Raw genomic sequence first — 19,923 nt, 5'->3', positions numbered from 1 at the left:
CCGTATCCCCGTTGAGCCGTGGTTAAGGGCTTATGGGCCGAAACGCTCGTAGGAAGGACAACCATGGAAACCGATACCATTCCGAAATCCCGTGAAGTCGTCAAGACCACGTTCAGCATCCCGGTCGAGCTGCACCGTCGTCTCAAGTACCATGCGCTGATCCATGATACGGCCATGATCGATCTGGTCTGTGAATGGATCGAGGACAACACCGGTGATCTTCCCGCATGACCTCTTAGAAGTAAATGGCTCATGCACCAAAACTCCCTGTAATGCGTAAAGACCACTACCGTGCGTCTCTGCGGCCGGGATTCACCGAGTGTGGCCAGAGGTGTTGTCGTCCATGCCGTAGCTGCCCGAGAAGCGTTCCATGAGGACGTCGATCTCACCGTCATCGACCGGTTCTTCCCCGGCCGTGCCGGCGTCCGTGGTGAGTCCGACCATGTCAAGGGCGTTGAGGAAGCTGTCCGCGAGACGGTCGACGTCTATGAGCGGATCATGCTGCGTGCGGGTCAGGTAGTCGAACTGCTCCACATCCTTGTATTCCAACGCCCGCTGTGCCGCCTTCCTGGCGGATTTGGACAGTTCGTCGTAATAATGCTCGATGATAAAGGTCAGATCGTACAGGTCACGGATCTTGTCCCTGTTCTGATAGGCGGACGCCTTCAACTCGCACAGCTCGCTGATGGTGTAGGTCTTGATGCCGTCGACATGGGTGATGGCATCGGGGTCCACCACTTTGATCCTGTGGGACACTTCGATCTTCAAGGGCGTGTCCTCACGGCCGTAGTTGACGAATGCGCGCTGCACGGTCGGGGTGTTCTTCCCCTCGCGCCAATCGTACCCGTGTTCGCGGCATGTATGCTCGATGAACCTGAAGAACCGCGCCGCCGGCACCGCGGCCCGTTGCGCGTCCAGGTCGATGTCCTCGGAGAAGCGTGACAGGCCGTAGCACAGCATGAGCGCCGTACCCCCTTTGAGTATGTAGGGGTTGTCCTCCGACCTGTTCATGTCACGCATGATGGTCTCGATGGCGGCACGATGCTCAGGCCTGTATCCGTTCTCTTGCGCACTCATACTGTCTCGCCCCTGTTCGTTTGCATCTGCCGTTGTTTGTAGTCGAGCCATCGCGTCGAGTACTCACGGCCCATGAACGCGTCGATGGACGGCCAGTTTCGGCTGCCGCGCAGCTTCCACACCTGCCGCATGACGACGCCGTCGGTGGCCGGGTTCGCGAGGAAATACTCACGCATCCCCTGCACATCGCCGAAACACCCCAGAACGATCATGTCCAGGCACGCGCGGATATGGTTCGCGACGGGCATCGGACCATGGCCGGGCACTGGCTCGTCGCCAATCCCCCAACACCCGTACGGCGAAGCCGAGGTGTCCAGCATGAAGGGCCGCTCCCAGTCCATGGAGCTATGATGCCAGTCGCCCGGCGTGACGCTGCGGTCGCCCAGGTTGAGCGCCGGCAGACCGGACACGTAACGCATGCCCACGCCTCCTTTCGCGACCCCATGTGCACTCCATCGACCGTGTGCCGACGGCTCCTGATATCCCCCATCATACCCTGTCGTCCGCATCGCCCATAGGCCCGTATTTCCTTACGTAATCGCGTAAAGGAATACGGGTCTACGTATATGCGGCGCGTATCCGGCGCATGCCCGTCAATGGGGAGCGGAAACGGCGATCCCGCCGTCCTCCATCATCGACGGAAAGGAATAGCAATATGAGCTGGAACGAGTACAAGGGGACCTATGCGGTCGACCATGTGCGTGCGCGCGACGACTGGGACGGCGCATTGGAATCATGGTGCCGGTATTTGGAGGCGATAGGGCGCACCCGCGAGACCATCCGCACCAGATGGTACCAGATCAGCCGCTTCAGCCGCATGGTCGGCAAACCCATCGAACGCGTCACCAGCATGGACGTCGTCGACGCCGTATCCAACCCGAACCTCGGCCTGAGCGCCAGGAAAGGGCTGCGCGCCGCGATCCAGGGCTTCTACCAGTGGGTCATCGACATCGAGGCCGTCCGGGACGTGCACGCCAACCCCGCCCGGGCCGTACCGCCCATGCCGGACGCGCCGGGAGGCGGCCTCATCTGCCCCGAGGACGCGCTGGCGCGCGCCGTCACGCACCAGGAGCCGCGCGTCAGGGTCGTGTGCATGCTCGCCGGATGGCTCGGCCTGCGCCGCATCGAGATCAGCCGCCTGCACCCCGCCGACATGGAGACCCGCGGGGCCGAGACCGTCCTGCACGTCGACGGCAAGGGCAGGCGCCGACGCGACCTGCCCGTGCCCATGCGCCTGCGCCTCGAGATCCAATCCCTCGCCGCCGCCCAGAACGGCTGCCCGTACCTAATCCCGGGCCGGATCCACCCGCAATGCAGCGTCGACTACGTGGACACGCTCATCAAACGCGGCAGCGGCTGGCCGCCCCACACACTGCGCCGGCGCTTCGCGACCGTCGCCTACGCCAACAGCCACGACATCCTCGCGGTGGCGCGCCTGCTCGGCCACGCCGACTCGAAGACCACGATGCGCTACATCGGCCTGATCGACGCCGATCTGACCGCCATCGTCGAGTCCACGACCACACCATGGCAGGCCACGCACAGCGCCGCGCTGCCCTCACGGTCGGGATGGGCCGGGCTCGTCTGACGCAACGACGTCGGTCACGCTCCCGTCGGGACGTGGCCGGCCACAAGCAGGACATCTGCCTCCCCCTATGCGCGGCCCCGGACGCCGCCCCGCATCGGCGGACCGGGGACGGCGCCGTCCCCGCAGGCGCCGAATATGTCCAGCTCGTCCCATGCATGCTTGAGGTACGGGTTCTCGATTCTTCTAGCGACGACGCCGTCCCACGCATCGTGGTAGGTGTAGGATGTGCGATCTGGAGCCATGGTCTCCACGATGCCGCGGTATACGTCCCGTTCCGCGAGCAGCGTGTCGATGAGATATCCGGGCGTGCGCCCGAACTCACGCAGACCGCGGACGTACAGGCCCCTGTTGCGGTCCTGGATCACCATGGGCATCGCGTCGATGCGCAGCAGCTCCTTGAACAGCAGCAGCCTGCCGACCCTGCCGTTGCCGTCGAAGAACGGATGCGTCGTCTCGAAGAGCCAATGCGCGAAGGCGATGGAGAAGGGGTCGTCCTTCAGCTCCCGATGCGCCGCGATCACCTCCCCCATGGCGGCGGGGACGTCGGCGGGCAGGACGGTATGCTCCTGCAGAAGGCCGCCGATGACATTGGGACGGGCCTTATACGCGCCCACATTGTTGTCCGGGTCCTGCTCCTGTGATGTGCCGCGTTTGAGGATGGCATGCATGCTGCAGATCATGGCGTCGTCCACCGGCAGGTCGACCCTGTCCAGCATCCAGTTAAACGCGTGGAAATGGTTGCGCGTCTCGATCGCGTCGTCCAGCCTGATCGCGTCCATGCCGTCCGCCGGCGACACGCTTCCCGTCGTGTACAGGTCGGAGGTCTGTTCAACGCTGAGCGTCGAACCTTCCATATGGTTCGAGTTGAACGCGAACAGCACCTGGGTGGTCTCGAACAATCCACCCGAAATATGCTCGTCGCGTTCCCTGCGCAACCATTCGCACAACCGCGCTCCCCCGGATACGCTCATCCGTCTTCGCCCTCCCGCGATCCGTCACGCCCCATCGCACCGCACGGCCGCGGCATGCAGCCGGCACGCGTGATGGGGCGGCCGTATTCGTCGAGGCCCGCAATGTCCTCGTTGTAGTCGGCGAGCCATCGCATGACGCGCACGTCCTCCCGCACGTACCACAGGCCCATCAGATCGTTGAACGTGCGGCGGTCCGGATCCTGGGTGGGCACGATCAGAGCGCGCCCCGTGCCATGGTCCAGCAGCAGCCGGTTGGCGACGAGCAGCGCAGTGCGTTTGTTGCCGTCACCGAACGGCTGCATCCGGGCGAGCCGGGCGAACAGTTGCGCCGCACCGAACAGGCCCCCATCTCCGTGTCGTGCTTCGGCTAGAACCGATTCCATCCCCTCCTCGTCGGGCACTTCGGGGATGTAGTCGCCGATGGATGTGCGCACCATGATGTTGCGGTCCGTGCGCAGCACGCCCGGTTCGAGCGCCGCAGTACGGCTCAGCCTCGCGTTGACGCCCTTCACGAACGCCGCGTCCAATGGCGCCGGCTCATGCAGCGCATACGACGACGCGTCCCTGAGGTCCTCCAGCAACGCGAGGTCGGCGCGGGAGCCGATCACCCTCGGATTGTTCGTACGCAGGAACTCCTCCGTGGCGATGTAGGTCGACGACAGGTTGTCGAACGTGTGCCCCATGGAGTACAGCAGCCCCGCCAACTGTTTCGTGTCCAGTCCCATGCCTCCGCCTCCGTTCGTTGAAACGCGTCACCCCATCATACCCGGTCCCCGGCGCGGCCGCCGGCGGCGGTTCCGTGATACCGCTGCGAGGATTGCCGTCTGAAACCGCGATGCCGGTGCGACCGGGAAATCCCGACCGCACCGGCATCGCCTCACCCGGCCGCCGGACCGTCCCGCATGGGCCGGTCCGACGGCGACTAGGCCCGGGGCTCGCCGGCATGACGTCCGTGCGGCCGCAGCCGTTCACGCACGGACAATACCGCGATCGCCAATGCGGCCGACAGCACCGCCACCACACCGGCCACGCTCACTTCCATACCCGTGGCGGCGAGCGAGGTGATCCCGGAGATGTCGTCCGCGCTGACCTGCGGCCGGCCGCCGGGCTCCTTGGGATCGCCTTCGCCGGACGGGGTCCCCGTCGCGCCGGAGGGCCCCGATTCGCCGGAGGTATCCGGCGAATCGGCCGGGATGTCGGGTGGAGTGCCGGCGCGCGTGTTCGCGATCCATGCGGTCGATTCGATCACGGGCAGCCCCTCCGGCCAGAACACCTGTCCGTCGCGCACTTCGAACCGGAGCGGAGCCTCGAGTCTGGCATACCCGGTCGGGGCGGCCGTTTCCTCCAGCCGGTACGTGCCGTCCTGGACGGCCGCGATGTGGAAATGGCCGGCGCGAGTGTCCACGTCCTCCCATGCGGGGTTCACCTGCTTGGGCTGGGTCTGCAGTGTGTCCGTCATGCCGTCGTCGGGGGTTTCGATGCTGGCTTTCTCCTCGTCGGTAAGGCCGGGCATCGCATCGCCGGGGCGGAACGCGACGGATGGGACGAACGCCACTTCCCCGCCGAGCTGGAGGATCCGGGCTGATGAGACGTCGACGTAGTCGAGATGCACGAAACGGTGCCGGCCGAATGTCGAGGTGAACCCATAGGGGCCCATGCCCCATTCGGATACGAATGAGCCGCCGGTCTCGTCGGTGCAGCGGGCGCGCAGGGAGGCGTCCTGCAGCACCGAGCATTGGACCGTCTGGGTCTTGCGGCTGGTCAGATAGACGTATTTGCCGGGGATGGCGTCGCGAGGGATGTCCAACCGGGTGATCGGAGTGGAGGATGCGCCGTCTGCGTGGGCCGTGTCGTACGCGTGGGAGATCACTGTCTTATCTCGGGAATCCCACTGGTCGGCGCCGATCAGCATGTCGTCGTTGTCGTAATACGTCCACTGTCGGTATCGGATGTCGCTCTCGCGGATGGCGCATGGGTCGTCCTCACCGCACAGGCCGTCCAGCTGGGAGGTGTACATATACAGGGCGATGTCGCCGGGGTCGACGACATGGACCTGCACCCATTGGCTCGATCCGGTGGGCGCGATCGCGTAGACGTCCGCGATGCCCGGACTGCGCGCCTCGATGGCGCCTTCGTCGCTGACGGCCGCCACGTCCGTGTTCGAGCTCTTCCAGTAGACGCGGCCGTCCGTATCGCCGGTGCCCTGCACGACGCGGGCCGTCAGTTTGAGCGTGGAGCCGGTGTCCATCGCCTGTACGCCGCCGGATTCGATGCGGTCGCCCTTGTCGTCCGTGATGCGCACGTCGCCGGTGCGGGACGGTTTCATCTGTCCGGGCACGCCCGTGCCGGAGCTGTCCCAGTTCTCCATCCACACCGCGATCTGTCCGGCCGGCGCGTGGAAGTTCGAGTAGTCCGGCCCGCGCATGGCCTTGATCTCCACGGACTGCATGGGCGCGCCGTTGGTCGTCCACGAGTACCGGCCCACGTTGGCGCCCACCACGTAGTCGAACGCGTCCAGGTTCTCGTTGGGCACGTACACCACGCTCCAGTCCGCGTCGTTCGCCGTCTTCTGGGCCTTGAGGATGTTGTCCTCGTACCTGACGTCGGTCAGTTCGGGCGTGCATACCGGTTTGCGCTCGTCGTGGCAGATGATCTCGCCCGTGGGCCCGTCCGGCGTCGTCTTGTAGATGTTGTCGCCGTGACGGGTGGCGAAGAACACGGCCGTCACGCCCTCGGGCACCACGGTGAGCGTGAACTCGCGCGCCTGGCCGGCCACGGTGTACGACAGGCGCGCCGTGCCCGGGTTGCCCGCGATGAGCTTGCCGTCGCGCACGCGTGCGACGTTGGTGTCGGAGCTGGTGACATGCGGCAGGCGGTCCGAGTCCACGCTCAGCGTCAGCGGATGCTCGCCGGCCACGACCGCGTATGCGCCGCCCGGCTCGTATGCGGTGCCGGCGTTCACCAGCGTGAAATCGCCGGTGACGCGCACCTCGAGCGTGGCCTTGACCGCCGGGTCGGCGCCGCTGGCCACGTCGATCGTGGTGGTGCCCGGCTTGCCTGCGGTCACCAGGCCGCCGTCCACGCTCGCCACCGCCGTGTCCGCGCTGGTCCACCGCACGGTGCGCGGCGCGTCGGCGGGCGCCACCTCCGCATAAAGCTGCGCCGACTCGCCCTGGAACAGGGTCAGCGCGGTCACGCGGCCGCCCTGGCGGGTCACCTCCACCGATTCGGCGCTCACCGTCGCGTCCGCGACCGGCGTGCCCTGCTCCGCGCCGTCGGGCGTGACCGTCCACTGCGATCCGGCCAGCACGCCTTCCGTGTCGCCCGCGGACCTGGAGGCGTCGTACTTGACCCACGACACCTGTGTGGACCGCTGGTTCACGATCGCGTTGTCCGCGCCCAGGGCGGCGTCCGCGGCGCCGTCCACGCCGCTCAGCGCGCCCGTGTCCGCGTCGGCCGCCCAGATGCCCTCGTTGATGTCGTAGCCGCTGGGGGCGGCCGTCTCACGGATGAAGTAGTCGTGGCCCCCTTTGAGGTTGCCCACCGCGATCACGCCGTCCTGGCCGTCCAGGTCGAGGGCGTCGTTGTCGGTGACGGACAGCAGCGCGTTCGTGCGGGCCTTGGCATCGGCCAGGGTGGCGTACACCTGCCACCGCGAGCCCGGCAGCAGGTTGCCCTCCGCGTCGCTTTTGCGCCACGACACCTCCCTGCCGTCCAGATGCATCAGGCCGATCCACGGGAAGTTGTGGCGCTCCTGCTCCATGCCCAGCACGCTGGCCCGGGTGTTCCACGAGGGATTCGACGTGCTGCCGTCGTTCCTTATGGTGCCGGACGCCATCGTGTAGTCCCCTCCGGTCATCACGCGCCCGTTCGTGGACGCCTCGGTCGTCAACGCGCCATCCGGCACGAGGATCGAGCCGATGAACTCGGCCGCCGGGTCCCCCCAGCGGTCACGGGCGCTGCCGGATCCGGGCGTGAGGATCGTGTCCCGCCCGTCGCCGTTGTTCAGCCTGCCGCCCTGGATGCGCACGCTGGACGCGTCCTTGAAATTCCACATGATCGACGAGGCGGCCTCCCTGAACGCCGCGACGGTGTCCGCGGACGCGTCCTTGCCCCACGCGTTGCCGATCTCAACGCCGTTCCACCAGAACCGCCATCCGTTGTCGAAGACGACGTCCTGCGCGGCGCCGCGCACGTTGACCACGACGGCCGCGTCCTCGGGGATGGCGTCGAACCGCCACGACACGCCATGCCAGCCTTCCGTGACGAGCTGTGCGGCGTCCACGGTGAACACCTGCACGGCGGATTTGCCGTCGCCCGTGAACGTGACCAGGCGTTCCGCGAACCGGTGGTCGCCGTCCTCGCCTTCGAAGATGAACTTATAGCTCACGCTCTCGGCCTGCCAGTTCGTCCTCCAATAGTCCGCGTCGGCGGGGGCGACGCCATACGCCACGGCGCCGGTGTCCTTCATGGCGGCCAGTTGCGCGGACCGCTGCTGGATCGACTGGCGGTGGGCGCGGTAGTCCACGCCGTTGACGTCCGCCAACGGGTCGTCCGTCTGTTCGATCCAATCGGCGCGCGTCCCGTCCGCGTTCGCGGCCAGGACGTCCTCCGTGCGGCCGGCGCCGCATGAACCGCCCGGCCCCACGGCGAGCTTCGCGCGGTATTCCGCATCGTCCGAACGGGACGCGGCGACGAACGCGGTGGACCGATCGTAGTTCCAGATGGAATTGCCGCATGCCGCGGATCCGACGGCGAGCACGACGTCGCCGCGCGCGGGCCCGTGCCCCGACCCCAGGCCGGCGGCGCCGAAACGGAAACTGCGGTTGTTCCAGTCCCATCCGCCGTCATGCTGGCTGCCCAGCTGGACCCAGCCATCCACGACGGTCAGCCCCTCGGCCTCCGCGGCGCGCGACGGGACGACGACCGTCCCCGAATGGTCGGGATCGGTGCGGTCGTCCATGATGTTGAGGTTGCCGCCCACATACGTGGCGGCCCCGTCATCCACGATCTCGGCCAGGTCGCGGTCCAGCGGATAGGCCAGGCCGCCGCCTTCGCGCCATTCGTCCGCCGCCCTCGCGGTGTCCGCGATGCAGGCGGCGCCGAAGAGCATCGCCGTCGCGGTCAGGGCCGCTGCCGCCGAGCACATGCGCCGTATCAGGTCTTTGCCCATGTTCGTTCCTTTCCTTCTTGTCCCCCGGGGCGTCGATGCCGGTGCGTTCGCGCATCGCATCGCGCCGACGCGCTTCGCCATGGGAGGAACCTCTGTTCATTGTCGCCGCCGGTGACGCATTACGCGGCACACGCGTAGGCGTCCGCGCGGCGCTGCGGCCGGGTCGGGGGATGCTTTCCGCGCTCGGCGCGACGGGAGGTGGTGCCTTGGCACCATGGTGTCAAGGCGCCACCTCGGTCGGGTGTCGGTCAGCGGGTCGCGTCGTGCGCGGGCGGGACGGCCGCGGCCATGCCGGGGTCGGGGATGGTGTAGTGCTCGCCGCGCATGATGTCGATGCCGTCGTGCCATCCGTAGTCCGCGAACATGTCGTCCGCCGGCGTGCGCGGCGGGGCGGGCGCGGCGCCTCGTTGGCCCTGTCCGGCCTTGACGGCGCAGCACAGGTCCCAGGGGTCGTCGATGCGCATGGTCTCGCGTTGCGGGCCGCGGCCGCGGTACAGGTCGACGGGCTTGTCGGGCCGGAAGCTGATCGTGACGGGCCCTCCGTTGGCCTTGTCCGCGCTGCTGCGCCGGTCGGCGAACGCGCTGAGCCGCCATCCGCCCAGGTCGACGTCCTGCAGGCGCACGCCTTCGGGGATGGTCACGCCCATCATGTCCCAACGCCGCCCGTCGCGGCCCGTGTGCGTGTATGGGTGCACGGCCGCGTTGGGGAAGTCGGCGCGCGGCCAGCGCGGCCGCCTTTGCCCGGCGCGTGCGGCCGGTCCGGCCGGCGCCGGCGTGCGGGCGCTTCCCGCGTCGTCCTGCCTGGCGATGGTGTGCGGCGCGTCCGGCAGCGTCGCCTCGTCCGCGTCGATCAGGCGCGCGTCGATGACGCGGCCCGGCAGCCGGTAGTTGACGGACAGGGGCCCGTCGAGGCCGCCGGGGGCGGGTACGAGCCCGGTCCATGCGCGCACGATGCGGTCGGAGTCGGGCAGGGTCATGCGCAGGTAGCGGATGCGGCGCGCCGTCTCCCCGATGAGCAGGTTCACGCCGCCGTCGGGGCGGCGCGTCGCCACGCATACGCCGTCGCGCACCCTGTCGCCGTATCGGATCGTGTAGCGTGCCAGCCGTTCGTCCCGTCCGTTGATGACGTGGTCCATGGCGAACGGCGGCCAGATGTCCTCGAGCGTGTCCATGGCGCCTCCTTCGCGTGCCGTGCCGTCCAGTATGGGCCGTGCGCGCGAGGGGGTCGGCCCACGCGTCAGTACCAGTTGTGCGAGAGCCACCATTGCTTGGCGCCGGTGGGCGTCTTGTAGCGCTGCTCGATGTATTCGAGCCCCCAGGCGATCTGCGTGGCGGCGTTGTCGCGCCAGTCGTCGCCTTTGGTGGCCATCTTGTCGCCGGGCAGCGATTGGGGGATGCCGTATGCCCCCGATGAGGGGTTCTCGGCGTCCCAGCGCCATCCCGACTCGTGTTCCCACACCCATTCGAGCGCCTCGTATTCCTTCTGCGTGTCCCAATGCGTGTAGTGCTCCTTGAGCATCTTCATGGCGATCGCCTTCGCCTGGTCGGGTGTGGCGTGCCTGCCGTCGCCCTTGTAGTCGGCGAGTTCGATCTGCGCGCCGGACGTGTCCGCCGGGGCGGCGGCGGTCGACGAGCATGTCCAGGCGGCCTCGATCTGCGGGTCGGGCGTCCTGGAGCGCGGGTCGCGCGTCGTGGCGGCCGTCGCGGGCCCGGACGCCGTCTTCGTGCCCGTGCCGGCCGTCTTCGTGTCCGCGCCGTCCGTCTTCGTCGTCTTGTCGTGCTTGGAGGCGGACGACGTCTTGTCGGGCAGGATGTAGACGGCGCCGCCGTTGATGGGCAGCACGCGGCTGGTGGCGATGGGGCCCTTCACGTTCATCTCGCTGATGAGCACGCTGCCGGCCTTGGAGTCGACCGCCTCGACGACGGCGACGTGTCCGTAGGTACGGTCCGCGCCTTGCACGCCGGGAGGGTAGCTGACCAGGGCGCCGGCGACGGGTTGGTCGCTGGTGGTGCGGTATCCGGCGGCGCGCCCGGAGGCGGCCCAGTCGCCGCCGTTGCCCCAGTAGGAACCGACGTCGATGCCGAGCCGGCGGCCGCGCATGCATGCCCACCAGGTGCATTGCCCGTCCGCGTATCGCGAGCATACGGACTCGTCGGTGCCGCCGTTGTATCGGTTCATCGTCTCGGTGGTGGTCATGTTCTCCCATGCGTCGCCGCCGGTGGCGTCCCTGAGCGTGCCGAGCGTGCCCGTGCCCGCGGCGGGGTTGGCCGCGTTCGCCGCGGCGACGACGACGGCGGGGGCGGATTGCGTCGTGTCCGCGTATTTGCAGCCCTGCATGACGTCGATGACGCTGCGCACGCTGCATCCGGGCATGGCCGCCGTCATGCACGCGACGGCGAGCAGCGCGCATGCGCGCCGCGCCCGGGCACGGGCCGCGGGGCGCGTCACGCGCCCTCCCCCACGTACCAGTACGGCGTCTGGCCGCCGACGCTCACGTCGATGGTCCTGCATGGGTGCTGCCGGGTGCCGAACCCGGTGCCGCCCGCCGATCTGACGACCTCGCCGTCGCCGATGCGAGCCGGGTCGGTCTCGTCGCCGTCGAGGTCGGTGACGACGTGCCGCCAGTCGTCGGTGCGCGCCGGGCAGTACACGGTGATGTGCCATGGGCCGTCGTCCATGGGGATGACGACCGTGTCGTACTGGCGGGCGAGGATCTCCTGCGGGTCGGTGCGTGAGTCGTAGGAGAACCCCGCGGGCACGGCGAAGCGGGTCTCGCCTTTCTGGTAGCGGCCGGCGGCGCCGAGCGCGCCGTGGTCGTCGCCCTGGTATTCTCCCGCTTTGCAGTAGCTCGTCCACGAGCGCATGATGCGGATGTCCCCGGTGCACAGCGTGTCGGGGTCGAAGCGGCGGTCGAGCGCCCAATGGCGGGGGAAGTTGGGCAGCGCGTAGGTCACGCCGGCGCCGTCGGCGCCCATGGTGTCGGCGACGCGCGCCGCCCAGGTCTTGTCGTCCGTCGTGGCGTCGAGCAGCGCGTCCATGGTGGCCAGGGCCGCGTCGACGGCTCCGGTGCCCGCCGGCATCCTGGCCGTCTTCGCCTTGCCGTCCGTTTTCGCCAGCTTGTCCGTGAGGGCTCCGTCGCGCACGAGCTGGACGGTGTATTCCGGACGGCTCCATTCGCCCGGCGTGGGGATGCCCGCGGCGCGCAGCCCCTTCCATGCGTCCCCTTCGCTCCCGGCGTCTCCGTCTCGCGCCGCGGCGCGGCCGGTCTCGTCGGTCGCCGGCTGCGCGTCGGTGCGCCCGTGGTGGGTGACGATGGCGCCGAACGCGCATACGAGGATGACGGCGACGGCCCAGACGGCCAGCCGTCTCATGCGGCCCCATGCGCGCACGCGGGGCTCCTTGGCGCGGCGGTTCACCATGGGTGCGCCTCCTGCCCGGGCTGCCCGTCCGCGGACACGCCGTCGGCGCCGTCCCCGTGCGTGTCCTCGTGCGTGTCCTCGTGGTCGTCGTCGGCGATCCTGGCGCGCACGATGCGTGCGGCCTCGTCGAGTTCGGCGGCGGTGTTGCCCCGGTCGCGCGCCTCGGCGCGCGCCTGGTCGCGGCGTTGCTTGGCCGCTGCCAGGTCGAGTTCGGCCGTGTGCACCGCGAGGAGCGCGTCGACGTAGTCGCCCAGCGCGTTCTCGCGTGCGGCACGTTTGCCGCGGATCTCGCCGAGCACGGCGCGTTTCGTGTTTGCTGTCACGTCTTCCTCCTTGTCGTGTGGTCGTCGCCGTCCAGTATGGGCCGTGCGCGCGCGGGGCGCGGACCACGTGGTCCGCGCCGCGGGGGCGCCGGGGCGATGATGGGACGGTCCTCAATCGACGACAGAACGGATCGGAGACGGTTATGGAGTTCATCAATATGGTGTGGCGAGCCACGCTCAATCTGGGCGTGTGGCAGGTGCCGGTCACGCTGGCGGCGTTCGTCGCCGGCGGGGCGTGCATGATCGTGGCGCGACGGCTGGCGCGTCCGACGATCGACGAGACGGGCATGGGCACGGCGGTCAAGACCGCCGTCATGGCCCTGGCCTGGATCGTGGGCGTGCTGCTGTGCCTGTACGCGCTGGTGTGCGTGGCCGCGGTCTTCTGGCCGCTGTTCACGGGCGCGGCCGTCTGACGGGAGCGCGCGGGGGTCGGGCGTGCGCGTCCGGCCTTTTTTCATTGGCCTTCGTGCGAAAGGAGAACACATGACGAAGGTGGTCATTGCGGAGAAGCGCAGTGTGGCGCGGGCGGTCGCCGCGGCGCTTGGCGGCGGCGTCGAGCGTGCCGGGGGCATCGAGTGCGGCGACGTCGTGGTGACGTGGGCCGCGGGGCATCTGGTGGACCTCGCCGAGCCCGGCGACTATCCGGGTCGCGGCTGGGGGCGTTGGAGCATGGAGTCGCTGCCGATCGACCCCGGCGAATGGCGGTGGCGCGTGGAAGGCGGTGAGGCCCGCGCGCGTCTGGACGCGATCCGCGCGGCCGTCGGGCGCGACGGCGTGGACGTGCTCGTCAACGCGTGCGATCCGGACCGTGAGGGCGAGGCGATCTTCGACCGGATCGTGCGGTATCTGGGCGTGCGCCTGCCGGTGCTGCGCCTGTGGGTGGCGAGTCTCGAGGAGGACGCGATCCGCGCGGCCTGGGAGACGATGCGTCCCGGTGTGGAGTACCGGGGGCTGCGCGACGCGGCGGACATCCGCGCGAAGGCCGATTGGCTGATCGGCATGAACGCGTCGCGCGCGTACGGCCTGGTGCATGACGCGCGTGTGAGCGTCGGGCGCGTGCAGACGCCCACGCTCGCCATGGTCGTCGGACGCGACGGCGAGGTCGAGTCGCACAGGCCGGTCCCGTTCTGGCAGGCCGTCGCGCCGATGGGCGGGTTCACGTTCATGTCCGGGCGCGAACAGGACCAGGCGCGTGCGCGTCTCGCCGCGGACCTCGCGGCGCGCGGGCTGGCGGTCACGAAGGTGGAGCGGCGCGAGGCCCATGACCGGCCGCCGCGCCTGTACGACCTGACGGGGCTGCAGAAGGACATGAACCGGATGCACCGCATGAGCGCGGCGCGCACGCTCGCCGCGCTGCAGGGCCTGTACGAGGCGGGGCTCGCGACGTACCCGCGCACCGATTCGCGCTTCATCACGCACGACGACCTGCCCACGCTCGAGGCGCTGCTCGCCTGCGCGCCGCTCGCCGACGTGTACGCGCCCGCGGCGCGCGGCATGCGCATGCGCCCCGAGCTGACGGTCTCGGACGGCCGGGTCGCGGGTCATACGGCGATCCTGCCGACGGCCCGCGCGGCGCACGCGGACCCCGCCCGTCTGGACGAGGACGGGCGTCTCGTGCTCACGCGTGTGGTGCGCCGCATGTTCGAGGCGGTCGGCGACGACCGCGTCCGCATGCTCGTGCACGCCCATGCGCGCGCCGGACACGGGACGGACGTGTTCGGGTTCGACGCGTCGAGCGACGAGACGCTGCAGGCGGGATGGAGCGTCGTCGAACCGCCCCGCGCCGACGAAGACGCCGACACCGACGGCGATGATGCGCGGCGCGCGGCGCGCGAGCGGATCCCGGCGAACCTGCGCGAGGGCGTCACGCTCGCCCCGGTCGGGCCGACCGGCGTGCATGAGGGACGCACGTCGCCGCCGAAACGGTTCACGGAGGCGACGCTGCTGGCGGCGATGGAGCTTGCGAGCAGGTTCGTCGACGATCCGGGCCTGAAGGCCGCGCTCGACGACGACACGTCGCATTCGGGGGGCATCGGCACGCCGGCGACGCGCGCGGACGTGATCGAGAAGCTGCTGCGCTGCGGATACCTGGAGCGCCGGCGAGGCGGCGCGCTGGTGTCGACGCAGGCGGGACGCGACCTGGTGCGCGTCGTGGACGCCCGGCTCAGGGACGTCGCGTTGACCGCCGACATGGAGCAGGCGCTGGCGCAGGTCGAACGCGGCGGCGCGGACCCGGCCGAGGTGATGGAGGCGTTCCGCGCGTGGGCGGTCGAGATACCGTCGCTGGCGGCCTCGTCACGCGACGTGGGCGTCACGCTCGCCCGGCAGTGGGGCCCGTGCCCCCGGTGCGGCGCGCCGGTCGTCGAACGCGGCGGCGTGTGGACGTGCTCGACGAACCGCTCCGAACGCGACGGGGACGGGTCGTGGCGCGACGTCGAGGGATGCGGGTGGCGGCTGTGGCCGACGCTGTGCGGCGTGAGGCTGACCGACGCGAACGTGCGCCGCCTGCTCGCCGGCGGGCAGGTGGCGCGCAAGGGGTTCACGTCCAAAAGGACGGGACGCCGGTTCGACGCGAAGGTCGCGATCGACGCGCGGCGCGGCGCGCGCCTCGTGTTCGACGACGAGCCGCGTGCGCGCGGAGGCGCGCACGCGCCGGGAGCGAACCGCACCCAGACGCCGGAAGGAGAGGAATGATGCTCCGCTACCCCCATCGCGTCACCGTCGTCATGGACACGGACACATGGAACGCGATCGACGAGACGTGCAGGCGCCTGGGCGTGAGCAAGTCGCACTTCCTGCGCTTCTGCGTGCTGCCGGCCAGCGTCCGGTTCATGGACGCGTCCGACGACTTCATCCCCGCCCATCCCCCGCACGCCTGGTCCGACGAGCACGTCACGCGCGGCGAGACCCGCTGCGTGTCGCTCACGCTCAGCGACGAGATGATGGAGGTCGCCCGCCGCGTCGCGTCCAAGGCCCGCAGCTCGCTGCCCCAGGTCATGCGCGACCAGGCCGCCCTCGCGCTCGACGCGCTGCGCGACGACCCGACCCTGCGCATCCCGGCCCTCAAGGAACTCGAGGCCAGCGCGCGCGACCTGCTCGACGCGCTGCACGCCCCCGCCGCACCGGACCGGCCGACCCCGCCACCTCCTCAAAGCACACAGAAAGCATGAAACATGGGCACGTAATTCAACAATTCTGCAACTAGTCTATAACCAGTATCTAACCATTATTGTTATATTATATGACAACTGTATAACTACAATATAACTATTATATAACCATTGTAGTTATACAGTTCATGAACAGAGCATACATACGAAGGGCAGCAAGCTATACGGATTGTGTACACAATCCGTATCTCCCCCTCGCCCCGCCCGACGGCGGCGCAAGGAACGAACCCGAGTGCCGAAGGCCTGGCGCGCGACGGCCGCGCGGAAATCCGACGCCGCCCGACGGCGACGGGGACGGCGCACCGGTCCCCGGACGTGCCATCCCCGGAAAACCGGGGGCCGGCATCCGGGAAAACGGGACGGCGCACGCCGGAAAACACGGGCCGGCCTCCCGGAAAACGGCGCCCCGTCCACGGCGGGATCAGCGCATGCCCACGCCGAAAACCAAGGACGCCCCCTCCGCGCACGGAGGGGGCGGGCCGCCAAGGAGCGGACGATGACACGCAGAAAACAACGCCGCCAGGACGGCACGACACGGGACAGGCAGATGCACCTGCGCGCATCCGACGAGGACATCCGCATGATGCGCCGCGTCTCCGAACGCATGGGCATGACGGTCGCCCACGCCACCGTGACGCTGTTCCGCCGGGCCGAGGGCGTCCAGGAACGCGACCGCGAGGAACGCGAATCGCCGCAGGTGCGCGAACTGAAGGCGATCCGCACGCAGATCTGGAGGATCGGCCACAACATCAACCAGATCGCGCGCAACACGAACCGGGACGTGAACGCCACGCAAGCCGACGAGGCGGCCGCCGTGAACGCGGTGCGCGACTGCCGGAAACTGCTGGCGCAGGCCGACGAAATCATCCGGTCGAACACCCCGGAAGCATGAAACCATCCCCGGTTCCCGCGACATGCGCAATCCCCGGGCAGACGGCGCGAAGGGCATTCCCCGCCCATCGCCGAGGGCCCATCGACGCCATCCACTCCGGGAAAAGCGCCGCATCCAGCGGCCGCCCAACGGGGCCCGGATGAGAAAAAACGGCCGCCGCGGTCTCCCGCAAAAAGGAGGTCAAGGCGACGGCCACTGAAAAACGAGACGCCGGAAAGAAGGCGCCTCTTCACGATCGTCGTCGACGATTAACTGAGGAGGTGGTTCACCAGCCGCTGGCCTGAAAACCGGGCGCGGCCCTCATCAAATCGGGCTGCGCCTCCCCCCTAACGCCGGCCGCCCGCACGAGCGGGGATCCACCGAAGAGCATGCCCCGCGCCGCCACGGGGACGGCACCCGGAGAAGGGACGCGCCGCCCAATCCGGCGGCCCGGACGGGCGCATGCTTGACGCCGGGGCCGGCGAAGACGGGTCCGTCCGCCTTCGCCGCCGCCCGCGGACCATACGCGCGTCCGGCGCGGCCGGGGCGCCCCGGAACGGGGCATCACCCGTGGAGAGACGGCCGGCCCTTCACCGTCTACAATGGACGGCGTCGGCGAGAAAGGAACACGCCATGCCCAATCCGGCGCTCACGAGCAGAATCGAAAACCTGCCAAAGGAACTCATGCTGATCCAGTCCCGAAAGGACGTGCGGGACATGCTCGGCCGCGCCGATTCGGGCGGCGCACGCCTGGACGGCCTTCAAGGACTCGATGGTGTGGAGGAATCCGCGCTTGACGACTACAGGCGCGAATGGCTCGGCCGATACGTCTACAATTCCAACGCGATCGAGGGTTCAACCCTTAGTCTGGCGGACACCGAGCTCATTCTCGAAGGCCAATTTGTCCCCCTCGACGGGCCCGCGCGCTACATCTTCGCCGCCAAGGGCGTCGCCGACGGCATGGACTGCGTACGCCGTTGGGCCATGGAAGGCCGCGCCGTGGACATCGACCTGATCCGCGCCATACACGCGATGACCGCCCTGGACGTGCAACCCGTCATGCGTGGAGCCTTCCGCCCCTATGGCTATACGGCACGTATCGTCGGCGCCCGGATCAAGACCGCCGACGCGTTGGAGATATGGGACGATCTCGAAAAACTCATCGACTCCACCCGGCGCTCGGACGCGCACCCGATCCTGAAGACGGCCGCCTTCCACATGCTGTTCGAGAATGTGCACCCCTTCGCCGACGGCAACGGACGCACCGGCAGGCAACTGCTCAATCTCATGCTCATGGAATCCGGCTACCAGCCGATAGCCATCGAACATGACGCCGGACGCGCCTACGGACGCTCATTGGAGCGATGGCAGGCGTACGACGACCCCGCGCCGTTCCTCTCGCTGATCACGGACTGCATCAGCCAGGAACAGGGGAACATCGCCGCGATCATCAAACGCATCAGATACGACGAGCCGTCACGGGCCGCGGACACGGGCGCGACGATGCGCCCGGAAAACGGAAGCGCCCTCATGCGATGAACGGACGGGCGCATCGTCGCGCGCGTGGGACGCGGGATCCGTGCAGGAGGGCGATGATGGTGCGCATGATCCCCAACATCACGCGCGGCAGCAACCCCGCCGGACTCATCCGCTACCTGTTCGGCCCCGGCAGGAAGAACGAGCACCGCGACCAGCATCTGGTATGCGCCAGCGGCGACATGCTCGACGCGTTCGATCTGTCCGGCCGGCCCACGGCCACCTATGAACGGGTCGGCCGTCTCCTCGACCGCCGCTACCAACGCCTGCGCCGCGATGGCAGGACCTGCCCGCCCGACCGCAGCCCGGGCGGCAAGCACAATCCCGAACGGGAGGACGGCAAGGACCGGATCTGGCACTGCTCCCTGTCCATCCCCGCCGCGCACGGCGCGCTTTCGGACGCCCAATGGGAGAAGATCGTCGTCGACTACCTCACACGGATGAACATCATCGACGGGCCGGACGACGAGACCGCCAGCTGGATCGCCGTGCGCCACGGGTTGAGCGCCAACGGCAACGACCACGTGCACATCGCCGTCCAGCTCGCCCGCGACGACGGATGGATCAACCCGTACAAGGACTGGCGGCACGCGCAACGCGCCTGCCGCCACCTCGAGAAAACGGACGCGAACCTCGAACAAATCACGCGCCGCCGGCCGCTCGACGACGTGCCCTACCAGTACGCGCAATGGCGCCGATGGGCCGAATGGAAGGCCCGTTACGACTGGATCGAGGAACACGGCGCCCCTTGGGACGACCTCGACGAGGACGGGCGCGAGCGGATGATCCGCGCATGGGACGCACAGCCCGAACCCGTACGACGGCGCAGGATCAACCACATCGCCGCCTCGACGATGCCGCGCATGCACGTCGCGCGCCTCGTCGAGGCGTGCGCCATCGCCAGCGACACCGAGGACGAGTTCATCCGCCGCGTGCGGCGCGAGGGCCTGCAGATCGACCCGTTCCTCAGGAAAGGAACCGGCCGGGACGACTTCCGCTCCCCCGGCCAGGTCACCGGATACCGCATCACCTGGCGCAGCTCGAACGACTGGACCGAACGGTTCAACACCAAGGACCTCGGCGACGGGTTCCGCCTCAAGACCTTGCGCGCGCACTGGAGGCACGACCCGCACGAGGACGCCCTCGCCGTGCTCGAATGGAAGGCCGCCATGGAGAACAGGCCGCCCGCCATCGAGGACGGGGCGGAGAAACACCCCGCAAACCTCAGCGTCCACGACCTGCAGACGATGATCGACACCGCGTTCCGGCAGGCCATGCGCATGCGCGACGCCGACCCGGACGAACTGCGCGGGATCATCCTCGACGGCATCCGCGCGTTCGACCGGATGCGCGACCGATACGGCGCCCCGCCCTCCATAATCGACGGGGCGCCCATACGCCTGCCCGGCACGGACACGGCGGGAAGAAAGATCTGACCGCCGGAAACACCGCAAAGCCGGAAACGCGCCGGCACAACGGACACGGGACGCCGCACGGCCAGCAGCGAAGCATCGGTGGACATGGGCCAAGCGCCACTGCGCCGACGCGACCGACGAAAAACACCTGTCCGTCACGCCCATGATGGACGCGACGGACAGGCGCCGCACAAAAGAGGCGCTGAAAGAAAGGCGCCCCACCGGGCGAAGAATCCAACGGGGCGAAACTTCAGATGCGCGCCACGAAAACCCAGAAGTGAACCGATCCTTCACCGGCGGGTTCAATATAGCAAGGCATCCGGAACCCGCCATGCCATCCGGAAATCACGCCGCCACACATACGGTGCAGCGACCACGC

17 protein-coding genes are annotated in these 19,923 nt (G+C 68.7%); 8 read left to right on the top strand and 9 right to left on the bottom strand.

The genetic code is table 11. The features are described 5' to 3' along the window. Positions 1–63: 63 nt before the first annotated feature. Positions 64–231: a hypothetical protein gene (locus BcFMB_RS09585; RefSeq protein WP_156100135.1), complete on the top strand. Its 168-nt coding sequence runs from the start codon at positions 64–66 to the stop codon at positions 229–231. A gap of 81 nt (positions 232–312) precedes the next feature. Here the strand turns inward: BcFMB_RS09585 and BcFMB_RS06615 are convergent, their stop codons facing one another. Beyond that, positions 313–1,128, bottom strand: coding sequence for a nucleotidyl transferase AbiEii/AbiGii toxin family protein (locus tag BcFMB_RS06615; RefSeq protein ID WP_081895592.1), 816 nt, complete (start codon positions 1,126–1,128; stop codon positions 313–315). Continuing rightward, positions 1,074–1,496 carry a hypothetical protein gene (locus BcFMB_RS06610; RefSeq protein ID WP_033517652.1) on the bottom strand — a complete coding sequence of 141 codons (423 nt, stop codon included), beginning with the start codon at positions 1,494–1,496 and terminating at the stop codon, positions 1,074–1,076. The genes BcFMB_RS06615 and BcFMB_RS06610 overlap by 55 nt, the downstream gene beginning before the upstream one ends. A gap of 236 nt (positions 1,497–1,732) precedes the next feature. Between BcFMB_RS06610 and BcFMB_RS06605 the strand changes: the two genes are divergently transcribed. After that, the gene (locus tag BcFMB_RS06605; RefSeq protein WP_051920880.1) at positions 1,733–2,665 is read left to right on the top strand and encodes a site-specific integrase; all 933 of its coding nucleotides are present in this window, start codon (positions 1,733–1,735) and stop codon (positions 2,663–2,665) included. 65 nt (positions 2,666–2,730) lie between these two features. On the opposite strand, the gene BcFMB_RS06600 is transcribed toward BcFMB_RS06605, so the two are convergent. The 7 genes from BcFMB_RS06600 to BcFMB_RS06575 all read right to left on the bottom strand — a co-directional run bounded on the left by BcFMB_RS06600 (position 2,731) and on the right by BcFMB_RS06575 (position 12,552). Next, positions 2,731–3,564 carry a Fic family protein gene (locus BcFMB_RS06600; RefSeq protein ID WP_232513774.1) on the bottom strand — a complete coding sequence of 278 codons (834 nt, stop codon included), beginning with the start codon at positions 3,562–3,564 and terminating at the stop codon, positions 2,731–2,733. A 68-nt stretch (positions 3,565–3,632) separates the two neighbouring features. Then, positions 3,633–4,361 (bottom strand): Fic family protein, encoded by a 729-nt coding sequence (locus BcFMB_RS06595; RefSeq protein WP_232513773.1) that lies wholly within the window; start codon positions 4,359–4,361, stop codon positions 3,633–3,635. Between the two features lie 197 nt (positions 4,362–4,558). Continuing rightward, positions 4,559–8,809, bottom strand: a complete 4,251-nt coding sequence (locus tag BcFMB_RS06590) for a SpaA isopeptide-forming pilin-related protein (protein WP_198405401.1) — start codon at positions 8,807–8,809, stop codon at positions 4,559–4,561. 248 nt (positions 8,810–9,057) lie between these two features. Then, a complete protein-coding gene (locus tag BcFMB_RS06585) occupies positions 9,058–9,981 on the bottom strand; it encodes a hypothetical protein (RefSeq protein WP_099721348.1) in 924 nt (307 codons plus the stop codon). Positions 9,982–10,046: 65 nt separating this feature from the next. After that, the gene (locus BcFMB_RS06580) at positions 10,047–11,183 is read right to left on the bottom strand and encodes an aggregation-promoting factor C-terminal-like domain-containing protein (protein WP_327078507.1); all 1,137 of its coding nucleotides are present in this window, start codon (positions 11,181–11,183) and stop codon (positions 10,047–10,049) included. A 71-nt stretch (positions 11,184–11,254) separates the two neighbouring features. Next, entirely contained in the window at positions 11,255–12,229 is a 975-nt protein-coding gene (locus BcFMB_RS09720) for a hypothetical protein (protein ID WP_033518190.1), read from the bottom strand. After that, complete coding sequence (locus BcFMB_RS06575) at positions 12,223–12,552, bottom strand: hypothetical protein (RefSeq protein ID WP_095613821.1); 330 nt, start codon at positions 12,550–12,552, stop codon at positions 12,223–12,225. The genes BcFMB_RS09720 and BcFMB_RS06575 overlap by 7 nt, the downstream gene beginning before the upstream one ends. 143 nt (positions 12,553–12,695) lie before the next feature. Between BcFMB_RS06575 and BcFMB_RS06570 the strand changes: the two genes are divergently transcribed. The 6 genes from BcFMB_RS06570 (at position 12,696) to BcFMB_RS06545 (ending at position 19,565) form a co-directional block, all read left to right on the top strand. Continuing rightward, entirely contained in the window at positions 12,696–12,965 is a 270-nt protein-coding gene (locus tag BcFMB_RS06570) for a hypothetical protein (protein ID WP_033518192.1), read from the top strand. 70 nt (positions 12,966–13,035) lie between these two features. Continuing rightward, positions 13,036–15,246 carry a type IA DNA topoisomerase gene (locus BcFMB_RS06565; RefSeq protein WP_099721347.1) on the top strand — a complete coding sequence of 737 codons (2,211 nt, stop codon included), beginning with the start codon at positions 13,036–13,038 and terminating at the stop codon, positions 15,244–15,246. Further along, a complete protein-coding gene (locus BcFMB_RS06560; protein WP_033518194.1) occupies positions 15,243–15,722 on the top strand; it encodes a ribbon-helix-helix domain-containing protein in 480 nt (159 codons plus the stop codon). Before BcFMB_RS06565 ends, BcFMB_RS06560 begins: the two co-directional genes overlap by 4 nt. A gap of 496 nt (positions 15,723–16,218) precedes the next feature. Beyond that, the gene (mobC, locus tag BcFMB_RS06555; protein WP_099721346.1) at positions 16,219–16,614 is read left to right on the top strand and encodes a plasmid mobilization relaxosome protein MobC; all 396 of its coding nucleotides are present in this window, start codon (positions 16,219–16,221) and stop codon (positions 16,612–16,614) included. A gap of 612 nt (positions 16,615–17,226) precedes the next feature. After that, positions 17,227–18,132, top strand: coding sequence for a Fic family protein (locus BcFMB_RS06550; RefSeq protein ID WP_099721345.1), 906 nt, complete (start codon positions 17,227–17,229; stop codon positions 18,130–18,132). Positions 18,133–18,197: 65 nt separating this feature from the next. Then, a complete protein-coding gene (locus tag BcFMB_RS06545; protein ID WP_157775181.1) occupies positions 18,198–19,565 on the top strand; it encodes a relaxase/mobilization nuclease domain-containing protein in 1,368 nt (455 codons plus the stop codon). The last annotated feature ends 358 nt before the right edge of the window (positions 19,566–19,923 follow it).

This window comes from Bifidobacterium choerinum (assembly GCF_002761235.1).
Taxonomy (GTDB): domain Bacteria; phylum Actinomycetota; class Actinomycetes; order Actinomycetales; family Bifidobacteriaceae; genus Bifidobacterium; species Bifidobacterium choerinum.
The sequence above is the reverse complement of the archived record's forward strand: the minus strand, read 5'-3'. Positions and strand labels throughout refer to the sequence as shown.

What these genes read in the sequence shown, in the direction of transcription:
- BcFMB_RS09585 (WP_156100135.1), top strand. Translation starts at nt 64, where the DNA reads ATGGAAACCGATACCATTCCGAAATCCCGTGAAGTCGTCAAGACCACG.
- BcFMB_RS06615 (WP_081895592.1), bottom strand. Translation starts at nt 1,128, where the DNA reads ATGGCTCGACTACAAACAACGGCAGATGCAAACGAACAGGGGCGAGAC.
- BcFMB_RS06610 (WP_033517652.1), bottom strand. Translation starts at nt 1,496, where the DNA reads ATGCGTTACGTGTCCGGTCTGCCGGCGCTCAACCTGGGCGACCGCAGC.
- BcFMB_RS06605 (WP_051920880.1), top strand. Translation starts at nt 1,733, where the DNA reads ATGAGCTGGAACGAGTACAAGGGGACCTATGCGGTCGACCATGTGCGT.
- BcFMB_RS06595 (WP_232513773.1), bottom strand. Translation starts at nt 4,361, where the DNA reads ATGGGACTGGACACGAAACAGTTGGCGGGGCTGCTGTACTCCATGGGG.
- BcFMB_RS06590 (WP_198405401.1), bottom strand. Translation starts at nt 8,809, where the DNA reads ATGGGCAAAGACCTGATACGGCGCATGTGCTCGGCGGCAGCGGCCCTG.
- BcFMB_RS06585 (WP_099721348.1), bottom strand. Translation starts at nt 9,981, where the DNA reads ATGGACACGCTCGAGGACATCTGGCCGCCGTTCGCCATGGACCACGTC.
- BcFMB_RS06580 (WP_327078507.1), bottom strand. Translation starts at nt 11,183, where the DNA reads ATGCCCGGATGCAGCGTGCGCAGCGTCATCGACGTCATGCAGGGCTGC.
- BcFMB_RS09720 (WP_033518190.1), bottom strand. Translation starts at nt 12,229, where the DNA reads ATGGTGAACCGCCGCGCCAAGGAGCCCCGCGTGCGCGCATGGGGCCGC.
- BcFMB_RS06570 (WP_033518192.1), top strand. Translation starts at nt 12,696, where the DNA reads ATGGAGTTCATCAATATGGTGTGGCGAGCCACGCTCAATCTGGGCGTG.
- BcFMB_RS06565 (WP_099721347.1), top strand. Translation starts at nt 13,036, where the DNA reads ATGACGAAGGTGGTCATTGCGGAGAAGCGCAGTGTGGCGCGGGCGGTC.
- BcFMB_RS06560 (WP_033518194.1), top strand. Translation starts at nt 15,243, where the DNA reads ATGATGCTCCGCTACCCCCATCGCGTCACCGTCGTCATGGACACGGAC.
- mobC (WP_099721346.1), top strand. Translation starts at nt 16,219, where the DNA reads ATGACACGCAGAAAACAACGCCGCCAGGACGGCACGACACGGGACAGG.
- BcFMB_RS06550 (WP_099721345.1), top strand. Translation starts at nt 17,227, where the DNA reads ATGCCCAATCCGGCGCTCACGAGCAGAATCGAAAACCTGCCAAAGGAA.
- BcFMB_RS06545 (WP_157775181.1), top strand. Translation starts at nt 18,198, where the DNA reads ATGATCCCCAACATCACGCGCGGCAGCAACCCCGCCGGACTCATCCGC.